The organism is Photobacterium damselae (assembly GCF_003026815.1).
Taxonomy (GTDB): Bacteria; Pseudomonadota; Gammaproteobacteria; order Enterobacterales; family Vibrionaceae; genus Photobacterium; species Photobacterium damselae.
The window spans coordinates 250,214-266,880 of the sequence record NZ_PYOG01000002.1 but is presented as its reverse complement, the minus strand read 5'-3'; the positions used below and the strand labels follow the sequence as shown (position 1 = coordinate 266,880).

At 39.2% G+C, this 16,667-nt stretch carries 13 protein-coding genes; 7 read left to right on the top strand and 6 right to left on the bottom strand.

Annotation, left to right across the window (positions count from 1 at the left end; translation table 11 throughout):
- Positions 1-4 precede the first annotated feature (4 nt).
- From CTN07_RS04075 to CTN07_RS04065, 3 genes are all read left to right on the top strand, one after another.
- Positions 5-1,129 carry an anhydro-N-acetylmuramic acid kinase gene (locus CTN07_RS04075; protein ID WP_005298989.1) on the top strand — a complete coding sequence of 375 codons (1,125 nt, stop codon included), beginning with the start codon at positions 5-7 and terminating at the stop codon, positions 1,127-1,129.
- Between the two features lie 103 nt (positions 1,130-1,232).
- On the top strand, positions 1,233-2,177 hold the full coding sequence (locus CTN07_RS04070; protein ID WP_005298988.1) for an LD-carboxypeptidase: 945 nt from the start codon (positions 1,233-1,235) through the stop codon (positions 2,175-2,177).
- Between the two features lie 141 nt (positions 2,178-2,318).
- A complete protein-coding gene (locus CTN07_RS04065; RefSeq protein WP_036763693.1) occupies positions 2,319-3,344 on the top strand; it encodes an ion channel in 1,026 nt (341 codons plus the stop codon).
- A 55-nt stretch (positions 3,345-3,399) separates the two neighbouring features.
- On the opposite strand, the gene def is transcribed toward CTN07_RS04065, so the two are convergent.
- The 5 genes from def to fruB form a co-directional block, all read right to left on the bottom strand.
- Positions 3,400-3,915 (bottom strand): peptide deformylase, encoded by a 516-nt coding sequence (gene def, locus CTN07_RS04060; protein WP_005298985.1) that lies wholly within the window; start codon positions 3,913-3,915, stop codon positions 3,400-3,402.
- Between the two features lie 182 nt (positions 3,916-4,097).
- On the bottom strand, positions 4,098-6,014 hold the full coding sequence (locus CTN07_RS04055) for an ATP-binding protein (protein WP_005298982.1): 1,917 nt from the start codon (positions 6,012-6,014) through the stop codon (positions 4,098-4,100).
- A gap of 344 nt (positions 6,015-6,358) precedes the next feature.
- On the bottom strand, positions 6,359-8,092 hold the full coding sequence (gene fruA / locus CTN07_RS04045) for a PTS fructose transporter subunit IIBC (RefSeq protein WP_036764957.1): 1,734 nt from the start codon (positions 8,090-8,092) through the stop codon (positions 6,359-6,361).
- 15 nt (positions 8,093-8,107) lie between these two features.
- Positions 8,108-9,055 (bottom strand): 1-phosphofructokinase, encoded by a 948-nt coding sequence (pfkB, locus tag CTN07_RS04040; RefSeq protein ID WP_005298978.1) that lies wholly within the window; start codon positions 9,053-9,055, stop codon positions 8,108-8,110.
- Entirely contained in the window at positions 9,056-10,174 is a 1,119-nt protein-coding gene (fruB, locus tag CTN07_RS04035; protein WP_005298975.1) for a fused PTS fructose transporter subunit IIA/HPr protein, read from the bottom strand. It lies immediately after the preceding gene.
- 536 nt (positions 10,175-10,710) lie between these two features.
- On the opposite strand from fruB, the gene cra reads away from it, so the two are divergent.
- Complete coding sequence (gene cra / locus CTN07_RS04030) at positions 10,711-11,691, top strand: catabolite repressor/activator (RefSeq protein WP_005298973.1); 981 nt, start codon at positions 10,711-10,713, stop codon at positions 11,689-11,691.
- 88 nt (positions 11,692-11,779) lie between these two features.
- Here the strand turns inward: cra and CTN07_RS04025 are convergent, their stop codons facing one another.
- On the bottom strand, positions 11,780-12,652 hold the full coding sequence (locus CTN07_RS04025; RefSeq protein ID WP_005298970.1) for a putative PEP-binding protein: 873 nt from the start codon (positions 12,650-12,652) through the stop codon (positions 11,780-11,782).
- Positions 12,653-12,943: 291 nt separating this feature from the next.
- On the opposite strand from CTN07_RS04025, the gene CTN07_RS04020 reads away from it, so the two are divergent.
- The 3 genes from CTN07_RS04020 (at position 12,944) to CTN07_RS04010 (ending at position 16,638) form a co-directional block, all read left to right on the top strand.
- Positions 12,944-14,002 (top strand): 3-deoxy-7-phosphoheptulonate synthase, encoded by a 1,059-nt coding sequence (locus CTN07_RS04020; protein WP_005298965.1) that lies wholly within the window; start codon positions 12,944-12,946, stop codon positions 14,000-14,002.
- 264 nt (positions 14,003-14,266) lie between these two features.
- Complete coding sequence (locus tag CTN07_RS04015) at positions 14,267-14,749, top strand: YajQ family cyclic di-GMP-binding protein (RefSeq protein WP_005298964.1); 483 nt, start codon at positions 14,267-14,269, stop codon at positions 14,747-14,749.
- 599 nt (positions 14,750-15,348) lie between these two features.
- On the top strand, positions 15,349-16,638 hold the full coding sequence (locus CTN07_RS04010) for an HAAAP family serine/threonine permease (RefSeq protein ID WP_005298962.1): 1,290 nt from the start codon (positions 15,349-15,351) through the stop codon (positions 16,636-16,638).
- The last annotated feature ends 29 nt before the right edge of the window (positions 16,639-16,667 follow it).

Genomic DNA, 16,667 nt, shown 5'->3' with positions numbered 1-16,667 from the left:
GGCTATGGAAAAATATATTGGATTGATGTCTGGCACTAGCATGGATGGCGTTGATGCTGTGCTGGTTGAAATGGATGACAAACAGATCAAATTGCTAGGTCATCACGCCTTTCCGATGGGAAAAAACCTTAAACAATCTTTATTAGATATCTGTCTAGGTCAACCAACCAGCCTACAAATTATCGGAGAACTGGATCATCGCTTAGGCCACCTTTTTGCCGATGCCGTTCTTGCGTTACTGGATCACACACAAACTCCAGCGTCAGAGATCACGGCGATTGGTAGCCATGGACAGACTGTGTTTCACTCACCGCAGAGTCAATACGCTTTTACCATGCAAATTGGTGATGCCAATATTATTGCAGCTAAAACAGGCATTACCACCATTGCAGATTTTCGTCGCAAGGATATGGCTTTAGGTGGTCAAGGCGCTCCCCTTGTGCCAGCATTCCATCAACAACTGTTTAGCGTCCCAGATCTCACTCGAGTTATTTTAAATATTGGTGGTATCGCAAATATCACTGTTTTAGAACCAACTTGCGCCGTTACAGGCTACGATACAGGTCCTGGTAATATGTTGATGGATGCATGGATTCAGCGTCATCTTGACCGTAGTTACGACAAAGATGCCACGTGGGCAAAAACAGGTACTGTCAATCAACCACTGCTCACCCGTTTAATGCAAGAACCGTATTTGCAACTCTCTGCTCCTAAAAGTACAGGCCGAGAGTTATTTAATTTGCCATGGTTAGATATGCATTTATCGAAACTCGAAGCAATGAACTCGCAACCACTCTCTTTGCAAGATATACAGGCTACGCTTGCTGAATACACTGCTGTTACTATTGCAGACGAAGTACGCAAACACGGAAGCAGTACGACTACAAAAGAACTGCTCGTGTGTGGCGGCGGAGCTCATAATCCTTTGCTTATGGAAAGACTGGCAATGTGGCTTCCTGATTGGGATGTAATGACAACCGCAGATCGAGGCGTTGATATTGATAATATGGAGGCCATGGCATTTGCATGGTTGGCTTATCGTACCATGCATCATCAACCGGGCAACCTGCCAGAAGTGACGGGGGCTAAAGCACTCACTAGCTTAGGTGCAATTTATCCTGCTGACTGATCGCTAACAAAACCCTGTTATAGTTACAGAAAAGTCACGGAAACGGCTATGTCTAAATTACATTATGGTATTTGGGCATACAAACAAAATCTTAGAGGAACATGTGTTAAAAGCACTGATATTTGCCATGTTAGTACCTATTACCGCTTTTGCATCGAACATAAATAATGTCGCATTGGTCTCAAGTTCAACCCAATTTGATGACTCTCAACTGCCACAAATACAACAAAACCTTGAACAAAAAGGTTATAGCGTATCGCTGCAATATTTGGATCAAGTCATTTCTGATTTTGGTTACGTTAATACAGACCAGAAACGCGCCAAAGATCTTATTCGCGCTCTAACCGATGACAACATCGATATTTTATGGTTTGTGCGTGGAGGTGGTGGTGCCCTTAATCTGCTACCGTATCTGGAACAACATAAAGACGAATTAAAATCAGCTAAGCCTAAAGTGCTTGTCGGTTTTAGTGATGTCACTGCTTTACATCATTTTGTCAACCAAGAATTAGGCTGGCCCTCTATTCATGGCGTGACTGCAGCAACCAATTTAGAGATGGGTAGTTTTAATCAAGAACCTCTGCCAAATATTAGCGAGTTGCTTAAAAATGGCGTGGAATATGATTACGTCCTTCCTCTTAATGACCTTGCCAAAACCGCAAAAGTCAATGGCACATTAGTAGGTGGTAATCACACATTAGTTGCTGCCACATTTGGTACAAAATACAGCTACGATTTTAAAAACAAAGTCTTGTTACTCGAAGATGTCGGCGTCTCTTTCCGTCAGCTCGATCGTTTATTACAACAGATCTTGTTTTTAAATCAGTTCGATGTCAACGCAGTTATTTTTGGTCAGTACTACCCTGCCGATCCAACCGATCCTGAACGATTAATGTATAAAACTGTGCTAGAACGTTTTGCACAACAGCTGAATAAACCTGTTTATTATTTCCCTTTTATTGGGCATGGAAAATATAACCGCCCTGTAATTTTAGGGCACAGTGTTGAGCTATCTTGTAAAGAAGAATATTGCAATTTAACGCAATAACGTATCGTCAAATAGAGTCGAGTCCAATTGGCGACTCGGCTCTCAATAACAAATACTGTTGATACACTAACTTACCATTTCCTCCTATACTTTCAGAAGATCTTCACAAGTAAGATAAGCCTGAAAATACGGAGAAATATTGTGTCACTCTGGATATTATTTCAACGCTGGGCCGTTAAACACTTTACCCAACTCACAGGGCGTAATCTGCTATTTGCCCTTATCGGCTATATTCTTACTAGTTGGATACTCCTATTTATTGCAAATGAGATAGCATTAACTCATTCGATTACTGATTTTATCTATTATCTATTTGTTACCGCTTCAACCGTTGGCTATGGCGATTTATCTCCAACAACACCAACTGGTAAATGGATTGTGGCGCTATTTATTATTCCCGGAGGATTAGGATTATTTGCACTCACAATAGGAAGAGTAACAAGTAATTTAATTCTTTACTGGCGTAGTGGATTACTAGGAAGACGAGAGGTTAAATTGAAGAATCATATTTTGATCTTAGGCTGGAATGAAAAAAGAACTCTACATTTAATTAAGATGCTTCAATATGAAGAGAAAGGTTACCGTCCGATTGTTCTTTGTACTCGTTCGGAAATAGAAAACCCTTTACCTGGCGAAATTGAATTTGTTCGTATCAATCACTACACAAATATTGAAGAGATGAGAAGAACCAGTCTTGAACAAGCCAGTTGTATCATTATCGATAACCCTGAAGATGATATAACCTTCACTGCTGCGCTAGTCTGTGCCAATTACAACCCTAAAGCTCATATTCTCGTTTATTTTAATGACGATTCCCTAACACCGCTATTGAAGTTACACTGCCCTAATGCCGAATGCATTCCTTCTGTCGATGTTGAGATGTTGGCAAAATCAGCCATTGATCCTGGATCCAGTAAGCTTCATCATGAATTATTAAGTACCCATGAAGGAATGACTCAATATTCCGTAAAATATCCCATCGACAAAAAAACAACACAAGTCTCTGAGTTATTTTCACATCTTAAAATTGAACACGATGCCATACTAATAGCGATTGAAAATTCCAACGGCATTATTGTTAATCCGGCACTCAGTCAAGAAATTAGACCTGAAGATACCGTTTACTATATTGCAGATGAACGAATCCGAGATTTTCGCTGGCCATAAAAAAGGCCACTATCATCAATAGCAGCCTTTTAGAATCTATTTATGTAGAACGATCTTATTTGATACCTTGAGAGCGTAGGTATTTCTTCACTTTCTTCATCGCCATTTGACGCTTAAGAGGTGATAGGTAATCAATAAATAGAATACCTTTTAAGTGATCAATTTCGTGCTGAAGTGCGATTGCTAAGAAATCATCACGCTCCATATTGATCTCATTACCATCACGATCTAACGCTGTAATCGCAATCTTTTCGAAACGCTCAACATCAGCATAGTAATCAGGTACAGATAGACAACCTTCTTGACCTACTACTGGATTTTCACCACGAACAATTTTTGGGTTGATGAAAACTTGAGGTTCATTACGCTCTTCAGACAGATCAATCACAATGATCGCTTCTTTACGACCTACTTGAGGTGCAGCTAAACCAATACCATTACCAGTTTCGTACATAGTTTGAAGCATATCATCAACAAGTGTCTGAATGTGCTCTGCTTTTACGTCTACAACATCTTCTGCCTGTACACGTAACTTTGGATTTGGTTCGGTTAAAATTTCTAAAACTGCCATCTTACTCTACTTTATTCAATGCGATATCACGCGCTTATGCGTAACTTATCAAATCTAGCCGATATTTGTTAGATCTGATTCTACCGATTTTAGGCTGATTCGCCAATCAGTTCTGACGATTATTGTAATAGTTTTGATTAGCATTTGATTCTGACTTGGCTAATAACAAGAGAAAAGCTTTACTATAGTGATGAAGCAAGGGCGTTTCGTAGAGCTATGAATAACGCTTGTTTAACAATGGGTTTAGGAAGGTAATCATTCATACCAGCTCGAAAACAGTTTTCTTTTTCTTCAGGTAATACATTGGCGGTTAACGCAATGATTATCGGTTGTTCAATGGAAGACATATTCCTTATGGCTTGAGTAGCTTCAATTCCTCCCATTCGTGGCATTTGGCAATCCATTAAGACTAAATCAGCCCCATTTTTTTCAATATAACTGGTGACCTCAACCCCATCATTTACGATATGAATATTAGTTACCTTCATTGTTTTTAATAATGTTTCAATAAGCTTCTGATTCACCTTACTGTCTTCTGCAACCACAATATGTTTATGTTGGTAACTGCTGAGATCAAAATGATTACTCTCTGACATTGATGTTTTCATCAAAGAACTCGTGGTAGATTCAAGCACAAGATCGAAGTAAAACTCAGAGCCTTCTGATTCATTACTAATGACATTTAGCTCACTATTGAGTAAAAAACATAGACGGCTAGAGATGGCTAAGCCCAGACCAGTTCCACCAAATTGTCGTGATATTGAGCCATCAGCCTGCTGATAAGCTTCAAAAATGGCGCTTTGTTTTTCACTGCTGATGCCAATTCCAGTATCAATAACCCGAAAACGTAAACAATCTGTCTGACTATTATCGTCCTGTATTTTTTCAACCGCGAGTTCAATACTGCCTTCATGGGTAAACTTAATCGCATTACCGAGTAAATTTAATAGTATCTGTCGTATTTTTCCTTCATCGCCAATATAGGTTTCGTGAAGATCTTTATCAATACGACAGGCAAAGGTTAACTCTTTATTATTCGCTTGGATTAGGATCACCGAGCCTATTTCATCAATAAATTCAGATAGGTTAAACTTGTTATTGCTAACTTCAACATTACCATTTTCTAATCTTGAAAAATCTAGAATTTCGTTAATGATGGATAATAAACCAGATGCTGAATCTTTAATGTATTTGACATATTTTTTTGATTCATTATCAAGTTCCATCTCTTCTAGACATTGAGTAAAACCAACCACCCCATTCATCGGGGTTCTGATTTCATGACTCATATTTGCCATAAATTCAGATTTTACTTTTATTGCTTTATTCAACTCATGGGTTTTATTGATTAATGCTCTATTTACTTCTCGTAATTTTCTATCATTATGATAAATACATGAATCTGCTTTTTTTATTTCATTAGCAAGTAAATAAACTTCTTCTTCTGCATCTTTACACTCTCTAATATCTATTACATTTGAGCCCATATGGGGAAGATGCTCAATGATTGAATTTATAGGCTCTATAATTCTTTTCTTGAGATACAACATAATCATGAACAAGCATAGCAAGAATGGGGTAATAAGAAGCAAAACTTGGAAAAAAACGCCATCAAAAAACAGAGACATATCATATAAAACTGAATATTTTATTATCGGTTTTCCGTCATACAAAACTGCCGAATGAAACGCATAATTCCCTTTTAATACATCAGTTCTTATTGCTGCATGGTCTTTAGGTGTTAATGACATACTGTGGTAAGCATGGATGATTTTATTGTTAGAATCATAAAAATAGACAAGCAAATATTCTGGATAATTACTTAACATTCTATTCAGTTCAATCGAAGAATCAGTATTTGAATAAAGAATAGAGTCTACAATAAGAGGAGCGGAAGCATTCATTAAATGGTCGGTATATTTTTTAATCTTCTCAGTATTGAAATAGTGTGCTGTAGACATTGTCGCTATTGTGGAAATTGTTAATATAAATAACAGTGATAAAAACATCTTCCAAAAGAGTCTTATAGAACGAAATTCCCTTTCTTTTTGCTTATTCTCATGAATAATAACTTTTATACCTAAGTTCCATTTAGCCATAATCTTACTACTTCTCTATGGGTAGATTATGATTAGACCAATCAATCCAAGAGCCATCATAATGCGCTACATCATAACCCGCATGCTTCGGTATCAAAAATACAATGAACGTGAGCATATATGATCCCCTTCCTAAGTATCATGATACTCAAATAACATCGAATAATTAATTTCAGGATGAATAGTTTGAGTATACAGTCATAACTAAGCAAATATTCAGCCAACAATTAATTATTAGATATCAACACACTATAACAATTAGCATTTTTATATAGATGCAATTTGCAAAAACCTCTGAGATCGCTCCCAGAGGTTTTCAGTTAATACGAGTAGTTACCAGTCGGTTATGCTTTAGCTGATACTAACTCTTGATCGGTTTTCTTAACGAAGGCATAAGCGATACCAGTTAAGATTGTACCAGCAGCAATCGCAATCAAATAACCAAGCACAGGTGTAATCGCATTCGGGATAAGTAGCACAAACAAGCCACCATGTGGAGCCATCAATTTTGCACCAAATAACATGGATAACGCACCAGTTAATGCACCACCAGCCATACAACAAGGAATTACGCGCATCGGATCTTTAGCTGCAAATGGAATTGCACCTTCAGAGATAAAGCATAATCCAAGAACAAATGAGGCTTTACCCGCTTCTTGCTCGTTCTGGTTAAACTTACGTTTTGCAAGGAATGTTGCTAAACCCATACCCATAGCTGGTACCATACCCGCGGCCATTACTGCTGCCATTGGCGCATAAGTTTGAGAGGCTAGCAGACCCACACCAAAAGTATAAGCGGCTTTGTTTACCGGACCACCAAGGTCAAAACACATCATACAGCCAAGAATAATACCAAGCAGAACTGCGTTGGCTGATCCCATGTTGTTAAGGAACTCAGTTAATCCTGTCATTGCAGCAGAAACTGGACCACCAACAACATAAATCATCACCAAGCCAGTAAATAAACTGGATACCAATGGAATGATTAAAATCGGCTTAAGCGCTTCCATTGATTGAGGCAGCTTAACATTATTAGCGAGGAATTTTGCACTGTAACCAGCAAGGAAACCGGCAACAATACCACCAAGGAAACCAGCCCCTGTTGAACTCGCCAACATACCACCAATTAAACCAGGTGCTAAACCCGGACGATCAGCAATAGAAAATGCAATAAAGCCCGCAAGCACTGGCACCATAAGCGCAAATGCAGAGCCACCACCAATAGTCATTAGAGCTGCAGCTAACGTACCTTCTTGCTTAAAGGCTTCAATACCAAAAACAAACGATAGTGCAATGGAAAGACCACCAGCAACAACAAGAGGAAGCATGTGAGAAACACCCGTCATTAAGTGTTTATAAGCACCTGTTTTCTCTTCTTTGGTTTCTGCTGTTGAATTAGCTGCATCTTGTTGATATGTCGTAGCTGTTGCAAAAGCCTTAGCAAACTCTTCTTTTGTTTTCTTAAGTGCAGCTCCAGTGCTGGTTTTATAGAGTTTTTTACCAGCAAAACGAGATAAATCCACTTCAATATCAGCTGCAATAATCACAAGATCAGCGGCTGCAATTTCATCTGCTGTCAGTTGATTTTTCGCACCAACCGAACCACGAGTTTCAACCTTAATCTCGTAACCTTGACGCTGACCTTCCTCTTCTAGCGCTTCAGCAGCCATAAAGGTATGAGCCACACCCGTTGGACATGCAGTAATGGCAACAATACGTTTTGTACCTGAAGTTGGTTGTTCCACAATACTTGGAGCAGTAACCTTGTCTAAAGTTTGTGCTTTGGCTACAGCTTGCTCTAAAAACGTCTTCGTATTTTCAAAACAATCTGCAATATCAGCAACATAAACTTTTTTACCAACAAAACGTTGTAAGTCTAATGTTTTACTTGTTGCAACAACAATACAGTCTGCTTGGTTAATCTCATCGACAGTTAATGTTTTGCCATCCACAACAGATGACTGACATTCAATGGCCGCTTCCCAACCCAATTCCGCCGTTGCTTTATCAAGTAAACCTGCAGCAATAATACTATTGGCAATTCCGCTTTGGCAGGCGGTAACAATCGCTATTTTCATAATCATCCCTCAACCTTAGCAAACTGTTGTAATTTGTACTTGTTGTTCAACTTGCTTAATACCATCATGATCTTCTGCACCAACCCCAACTTGGCTCACAGCTAATGCTGATAAGGCCGTTGCAAATCGAAGTGAAGTCTCTTTATTCCAACCATTAATATGACCCCAGCATAAACCAGCTACTAAGGTATCACCCGCACCAACAGTACTGACTACCTGCATTTTAGGAGGCTTAGAAGCGAGCCAACCCTCTTGGTTTAACCACAACACACCTTCTGCTCCAAGAGAGATCACGACATTGCTAATCTTTTTCTGAGCAAGCGTCTCTGCAGCTTCAATAATTTGCTTTTGAGTCGTTAACTCTTTGCCTAAGAAATCACCTAACTCTTCATCATTTGGTTTAATCAACCAAGGCTGAGCATCTAATCCGGCTGCGAGAGCTGCTTTACTGCTATCAAAAAAGACCTGCTTACCTAATTGACCTAATTTTTCAACCCAACTAGCACAAAGTTCAGGGGAAATACCCTTTGGTAAACTTCCCGCGATTACGAACACATCATGACTTTCAGCCAACAAAAACAGAGTCTGTTCAAATCGTGCAATATCAGCATCGGTAACGTAAATTCCAGGGAAGTTTAAATCTGTAACCTGTCCAGAATTTTCTACTAACTTAACATTTATCCGTGTCGCACCAGGAACACGCACAAACTGCTCATTAACGCCAAGTTCATTAAAAAGTTGATTAAACGCTTCTTGATTGTCTTCACCCAGCAAGCCTGTAACCGTAACTTGAGCACCGAGATCAGACAGTACCTTAGCGACATTGACCCCTTTACCCGCAGGATGAAAATCCGAGCTATCAATCAGATTTACTGAACCGGTTTGAAGTGAAGCTAAACTACCCGTTAGATCCAGCGCAGGATTAAGTGTGACAGCAACAACCTTTTTCATTTGATTTGTCATTTATTTACCCTCACCTAAGCCATCTTCAATCGCCTTACCAATCGCCTGCAACGCTTTATCAGCATCATCACCTTGTGCTGTAAATTCCAAACGATGGCCACACTTCACCCCTAAGGTAATCACTTTCATTAAGCTTTTTGCGTTAACCCCTTTCCCTTCACCATCTAGATTTACTACATGGATATTAGAGTTAAACTGCTTAGCGACATTCACTAGCATTGCACTTGGACGAGCATGTAGACCGTGAGGGTTATGGATCGTAAAGACTTGAGATTCCCCCTCGATCAATGGCTCAGTTAAAAGCACCCGAACCTTATCTTCTGATGATGCTAATAACTCTGCAATTTTCTGCTTGCTGATCAAATGTGCCAATAAATTAAGGCTCGCAACGTGGGCCTGATTACACGCAGCAACCAAAAGCAGACCTTTAACTGACTTACCCTCTTCTACAAATTCATTTTGCACAGTCACCCAAGCCAAAGCGGTTCGAGATACATCCACCGAAGTTCGAGCCAACCATAAACCTTGACCTAAATATGTCGCCCCATGAGCAATAGCATCTGCAACACTTTTATTAGATGCGAACTGTCGATTTTTAATTAAACCACCCGCTACAGCAATTAGTTGCACCAAGTCAGTCGCAGGGAAATTCAACTTCATCAAGCTTGGATCAAATTCAACTTCAGTTTGTTGCTCACCATTAAGAATCGAAATAATTTCATCAGCACTTTGGCAATCTTTAAGCTGCTGCTCAACACCATCAGCCGATAGCACTTTGGTTAGTTGTTTTAAAATACCTAAATGCTCATCCGATTTAGCGGCAATACCGATCGCTAGGTAGACCGTCTTACCATCCCCCCAATCAACCCCATGAGGAAAATGGTGAACTTTAACGCCCGTTTGCTTAACAAGCTCTCTGGTATCAGTTGTCCCATGTGGAATTGCAATACCATTTCCTAAAAATGTTGAGTTTTGAGCTTCGCGAGCCAGCATACCTTCAACATAACCGGCTTCAACCAATCCAGCGTCAGTCAAGTCAGCTGCGATGGCTCGAATCGCGTCAGTTTTATTAGTCGCAGCTTTTTCTAATGCAATATCGTTATTTGTTAATGACAACATAGTGTGCTCCATAATTTTCATGCACTTTGTCTTGTAACCTCAGTATCTCACTCACAATTAATTGCGCTAGAGGCTAACATTGTAAAATACGCTGAATCGTTTCAGCTTTTAGTTCAATAAAAAGTTTCGGCAAAAAATCAAATAGATAGTCATAACCTTAATACGATTAATAAAAACTACATCTCATAAAGTACAAAATATAGATTTCATTTTCGTATTGATACTCTGCTGAAACCTTTCAGCTGACATGCTGAATGGTTTCAGCTATGATTGCAAATATTCTTTAAAGCCGAATAAATAAATTATGATCCTGCGCACAGTAAGCACAAAAAGAAGTGTTAGATGATGTGTTTAAGGTATCTATACAGTAAGAATTCGATTACATATACCCGATTAGCGCTATCCTAACGTAGTTTTCAGGTACAAAGACTGCACATTACCACTGTATCCAAATAACGTTATTTTAGTATTAACTTATCCATAACCAATTTTGTTCGGTTATATGGATCATAAAGACGTATTAAATAAAGGTAGATATGACTTTAGATGAAATTGCAAAACTGGCTGGTGTTTCACGCACAACGGCTAGCTATGTTATCAATGGCAAAGCCCAGAAATATCGCATTAGCGAAAAAACACAGCAAAAAGTGATGGCCGTTGTTAATGAGCATAATTTTCGTCCAGATCATGCCGCCTCTTCGTTACGTGCTGGATCCAGTCGATCTTTTGGCTTAATCATTCCAGATCTGGAAAACACCAGTTACGCTAAAATCGCTAAATTGCTTGAGCGTGATGCACGCCGAGCAGGCTATCAATTAATTATTGCATGCTCAGATGATGATGGCGAAACCGAGATGAAAGTGGCAGAAAATCTCATTAGCCGCCGTATTGATGCTTTAATTGTGGCGACTGTTCTACCGCCCGATACACCTTTTTATCAACAGCTACAGCAGAAAAATGTTCCGATCATTGCCATTGACCGTCCTTTAACCGATGAGCATTTTGCGTCAGTTATCAGTGAAGATTTGATGGGCGCTTATGAACTCACAAAAGCAGTTATGGATAAAAGCATAAAAACGGTGGGATTGATTGGTGCAATGAAGGAGCTCGGAGTATCAAAAGAGCGTGAGCAAGGCTTTATCTCTGCCGCTCAGTTATACTCTGATGCCACAATAACACTGGCTTATGGTAAACAATTTAGCCGTACAGAAGGGAAAAAACTGGTCACTGATTGGGTAAATACAGATACAGTACCTGAGGTGATTTTAGCAACTTCATACACACTCTTTGAAGGGGTTCTGGATTGCTTACTACTCTACCCTGAACATTTTAAACACGTTAAGTTGGCGACATTCGGTGATAATCGTTTGTTAGATTTTTTACCGATAAAAGTACAATCATTGTCTCAGCAATTTGAGGTTATTGCAGAAACAGCCTTAGAGTTAGCACTGAATGCATCGGCCAAACGATATCAAGCTGGGGTTGAGGTTGTACCAAGAAAGTTATTGCGACGGTAATAAGCCATGAAAACGACTTCTACTCTATACCTAGATGAAAAGTACCCAGATGAGAAGTCGTTAACCTAAAAAAGAACAATAGACCGATTTAAGTCCAGATATTCTCGATATTATTCTCTAGCAACCACCGGGAAAATTGCGGATATTCGTCTAACCCTCGGAAGAAAATCGCACACGGTTTATTAACCTTATCGGTTTGACTTCGAACCGATTCTAATAATTCATGTAAAGCTTCATTACGGCCATCAAAGCTATAGTGCAATTGTTTATTAGAGGCATCAAAACCAAGTGTCAGTTGATATAAGGACTTAATATCAACCACATAGCCATCAAAGTAGTGCAACAGTTTATCAGCACAAAGTAAATTAGCAGGAAGAGAAGCCAGCAAATGAACCTTTAATCCGTTAACCCCTCGATATAAACCTTGTTCAGCAAGAATATCAATGGCAGTTGCAGACTCGCTGCTGGTTCGAATATATGGAATATACACATTAAGGCTGTTTGAGGTTGAGATCATAAAACGTTTGATCGCTTCACATTCAAGTTCAAACACAGATTTATAAGGCTGGGAGACGAAGCGGGAGACCCCTCTCATACCAAGATAAGGGTTTAACTCTTCGGGTTGTAATTGAGCTCCGATAAGATCGGAGTAACAGTGCAAGTCAGCATAAGAAAAACAAATATGTATAGCCACTTGTCCGTTATCTGATAACTCAACTAGCCTCTGCTGGACACATTCTAACCACCATTCTGCGGCATTTTCATAATCGTAATTAACCGTTAGCGCTTCATATTCATCATGAGTTAAACGATTAGGTTCCACTAGAGCTAACGGATGAATCCCAAGTTTCAGATAAATATCATCAAAGAAAAACAAAATAGGATCAGCTGACTTTTTTCCCTCGGAATGATGAACGGGACAAAAATGTACTGGTGCGAAATTTTTATTATGATTAATCATTATGCATAACTACCTTGTAAAAATGCGAAATCCTAACTATCGCATTATGCTTAACTGGATTTTAGTAAATCACAATTTGTTTTATTTTTCATCAGCTATCCTTACATTTATCCATTCGGAACAAACCTGTATTTATAGCCCTGAACAATAATTGATAACTTTTCGCCTATAAATCGTTATAGTTCAGCTATTTTCAAACAAAAACCCAATACATATCACAAGTTTGGTTTATTCTCATGATGTTTTGGGCTATCTTACACGCGTCAAAACTAGATAATAGGCAAACATAATATGCCAATGAAAACAGATGAACTTCGCACCGTTAGTCTTGGAGTGATGCCAACTCCTGCTGAAATCGAAGCTGCTTCCCCTACAACTGATGAGATAGCCCTGCATGTTGCACGCTCTCGACAGCAAGTAGAAGCCATTTTATCTGGCCAAGATTCTCGCTTACTGGTAATTGTTGGACCTTGTTCAATTCATGATCCAGAAGCTGCGATTGATTATGCTAAACGCTTACATGCGTTACAAGAAAAGTACCGTGACCAACTTTTTATTGTTATGCGTACTTACTTTGAAAAACCACGAACTGTTGTTGGCTGGAAAGGTTTAGTTTCCGATCCCCACCTTGATGGCAGTTTGGATTTGGTAGCCGGACTTCATAAAGCTCGCAAACTGCTTGTTGATGTCAATGCGCTTGGTATGCCAACTGCAACCGAATTCCTTGATATGGTTACCGGCCAATACTTAGCAGATTTGATTACTTGGGGTGCCATTGGTGCTCGTACAACAGAGTCTCAGATCCATCGAGAAATGGCTTCTGGACTTTCTTGTCCTGTTGGTTTCAAAAATGGAACCGATGGTAATATTCAAATCGCCATTGATGCTATTCGCGCAACTCGTGCACCTCATGTTTTTTGTTCACCAGACAAACATGGACAAATGACCATTTACCGTACTTCAGGTAATCCATACGGTCATATCATTCTTCGTGGTGGTAAAGCGCCAAACTATGGCGAGCATGATGTAACGCTATCTTGTCAAACTCTGGCTCAATTTGACTTACCGCAGCGCTTAGTTATCGACTTTAGTCATGGTAATTGTCAAAAACAGCATAAACGTCAACTTGATGTCGCTGCAGATATCTGCCAACAAATACAATCAGGTAGCCGTGCTATTGCTGGTATTATGGCAGAGAGCTTTATTGTTGAAGGTAACCAAGCTGTAATAGCTGGCAAAGAAAATGAACTGCAATACGGTTGCTCGATTACAGACCCATGTTTAGGTTGGGACGACACTGCAACCATGATTGAGATGCTAGCAGATGCAGTTAAAGCAACACAAAACTAAAGCTTAAACTGATTATTTCTAATACACTAGGGGCGATATCATTCGCTCCTTTTTTATTTGTCTTCTTCTATTTAAACTTACCCACTTGCAAAATATCTAAGATCAGTCTGAACCTCTTTCTAATCCTCGAATCTTTCTTATACTCACTTTTATCATTTAAAGTCACTTACGTGATAACACTTTACTGAACCTAGCATCTTGAAGTCACTTGGGTATAATATCTAAAGTATAAATAACCTTTCATAATAAATAGAGGCCAGACACATGCCATCTTTTGACATCATTTCTGAAGTCGATAACGTTGAAATCAAAAATGCAGTAGACAACTCAATTCGTGAACTTGACACTCGTTTTGATTTTCGTGGCGTAGAATCAAGCATTGAACTGAACAAAGAGACAGTGAAGATCAAATCTGAGTCTGAATTCCAAATCGATCAAATCGTAGCTATTTTACGAAACAACCTAGCAAAACGTGGGGTTGATGCAAACTCTCTAGAGCGTAAAACTGTTAACTTCTCAGGCAAAACTGCGTCTCAAGATATCGAATTTAAACAAGGTATTGATCAAGCCACCGCGAAAAAATTAGTTAAAGCGGTTAAAGACTCAAAAATCAAAGTTCAAGTTTCAATCCAAGGTGATAAGCTTCGCGTGACAGGTAAGAAGCGTGATGATCTACAAGCAACTATGGCTTTAGTTCGTGAACAAGACCTAGGTCAACCATTCCAGTTTGATAATTTCCGTGACTAATATCAGGCTGTAAAATATATTAAATTCAAAAAAGAGAGTAAATTTACTCTCTTTTTTTTAAAATAATTTGACGTATAAACATTTTTTAGTAAAATTAAAAAAATATTAGAATACCTCTCACTCGATCTAGATCACACTTTTCTTAGTGATAATTAACACTCTAATTACATCAAGTTGACTCTCTTATTTCTTCTCATCAAGTTGTTTGCCACATATGCATGATCTTTACGCAAACGAAACCTTAAATGTCATAAATCAATAGTTGTACCGTATACTTTCCCCTATACTGCGCCACCTTTCTACAAGGGTTTCATTATTTTTAATAAGGTTATTGATTAGAGCGATTCGCAGACATTAACGAACAATTTGATGCCAGCAAGGAAATGCTAACCAATGACACCGGAACCGTCACTTTTATTGGTCATACAATTTACGTCCTAAATTGCAAAGCCAATACCATTTAAAATCAAATCTCGTCTGTTGCTCTTTTTATCGTGAATACGATACAAGGATTGAACCCTTTAGAGGCACTTTGATATCACAGGCCGTCAACATAGCCTATTTGATACCACACAATACCTATAAAGGAGATGTCCAGTATGGACACCGCAAACAATACGACACAGAATACATCATCAAACAGCAAAAAATTAGGCTGGAGCAAAAGCGATACCGTTTGGGTACTAGGTCTATACGGCACAGCTGTAGGTGCAGGTACACTATTCCTACCAATTAACGCTGGTGTGGGTGGTCTGATCCCTCTTATCGTAATGGCACTTCTAGCTCTGCCAATGACGTACTTTGCACACCGTGGTATGACTCGCTTTGTACTATCTAGCTCTAACCCTGGTGCAGATATTACTGAAGTGGTTGAAGAGCACTTTGGTGCTAAAATGGGTCAATTGATTACCATTCTGTACTTCTTCGCAATCTACCCTATTCTATTGGTTTACAGTGTGGCATTAACTAACACTGTAGAGAGCTTTATGCAGCACCAATTGCATATGACTCCACCAGCTCGTCCTATCCTAGCTCTTGTATTGATCTTAGGTTTAATGGCGATTGTACGTCTGGGTGAGCAATTGATTGTGAAAGCGATGAGTATCCTTGTATTCCCATTCGTTGCGGTTCTTATCATGCTGGCTCTTTACCTAGTTCCTTACTGGAATGGTGCAATTTTCGATCAAGTAATCCCTACAGGCGACAGCATCAGCTCTATCTTCATGGCAGTATGGTTAATTCTTCCAGTAATGGTGTTCTCTTTTAACCACTCTCCTGTGATCTCATCTTTTGCAGTAGCAAAACAAAAAGAATATGGCAAAGATGCTGAAGTTCAGTGTTCACGCATTCTAGGTCGTGCACATGTAATGATGGTTGTAACTGTAATGTTCTTCGTATTCAGCTGTGTACTAAGCCTATCTCCAGCTGATCTAGCAGAAGCAAAAGCTCAGAACGTATCTATTCTGACCTATTTAGCAAACCACTTTGATACCCCTGTTATTGCATATGCAGCACCAATTGTTGCAATCATTGCAATCACTAAATCTTTCCTTGGCCACTATTTAGGTGCAGGTGAAGGTCTAAATGGTATTGTTACAAAAGCAGCGCGTAGCCGTGGTAAAACTGTTAGTCCTAAAGCTCTAAATACATTTACCGCAGTATTTATGCTAGTAACAACTTGGGCTGTAGCAACAATCAACCCAAGTATCCTAGGTATGATTGAGAGCCTTGGCGGCCCTGTAATTGCAATGCTACTGTTTATCATGCCTATGTATGCAATTAAGAAAGTGCCAGCAATGCACAAGTATGCAGGTAAGCTAAGTAACGTATTTGTTACAGTGATTGGTTTAATCTCAATCTCTGCAATCTTCTACTCATTAGCTATGTAATCATTTCAACTCAAATGATTATCTAGAAA

Excerpts from the sequence above, each read along its gene's own strand:
- CTN07_RS04025 (WP_005298970.1), bottom strand. The coding sequence starts at position 12,652 with ATGATTAATCATAATAAAAATTTCGCACCAGTACATTTTTGTCCCGTT.
- def (WP_005298985.1), bottom strand. The coding sequence starts at position 3,915 with ATGGCAGTTTTAGAAATTTTAACCGAACCAAATCCAAAGTTACGTGTA.
- CTN07_RS04010 (WP_005298962.1), top strand. The coding sequence starts at position 15,349 with ATGGACACCGCAAACAATACGACACAGAATACATCATCAAACAGCAAA.
- cra (WP_005298973.1), top strand. The coding sequence starts at position 10,711 with ATGACTTTAGATGAAATTGCAAAACTGGCTGGTGTTTCACGCACAACG.
- fruB (WP_005298975.1), bottom strand. The coding sequence starts at position 10,174 with ATGTTGTCATTAACAAATAACGATATTGCATTAGAAAAAGCTGCGACT.
- CTN07_RS04055 (WP_005298982.1), bottom strand. The coding sequence starts at position 6,014 with ATGGCTAAATGGAACTTAGGTATAAAAGTTATTATTCATGAGAATAAG.
- pfkB (WP_005298978.1), bottom strand. The coding sequence starts at position 9,055 with ATGACAAATCAAATGAAAAAGGTTGTTGCTGTCACACTTAATCCTGCG.
- fruA (WP_036764957.1), bottom strand. The coding sequence starts at position 8,092 with ATGAAAATAGCGATTGTTACCGCCTGCCAAAGCGGAATTGCCAATAGT.
- CTN07_RS04015 (WP_005298964.1), top strand. The coding sequence starts at position 14,267 with ATGCCATCTTTTGACATCATTTCTGAAGTCGATAACGTTGAAATCAAA.
- CTN07_RS04075 (WP_005298989.1), top strand. The coding sequence starts at position 5 with ATGGAAAAATATATTGGATTGATGTCTGGCACTAGCATGGATGGCGTT.
- CTN07_RS04020 (WP_005298965.1), top strand. The coding sequence starts at position 12,944 with ATGCCAATGAAAACAGATGAACTTCGCACCGTTAGTCTTGGAGTGATG.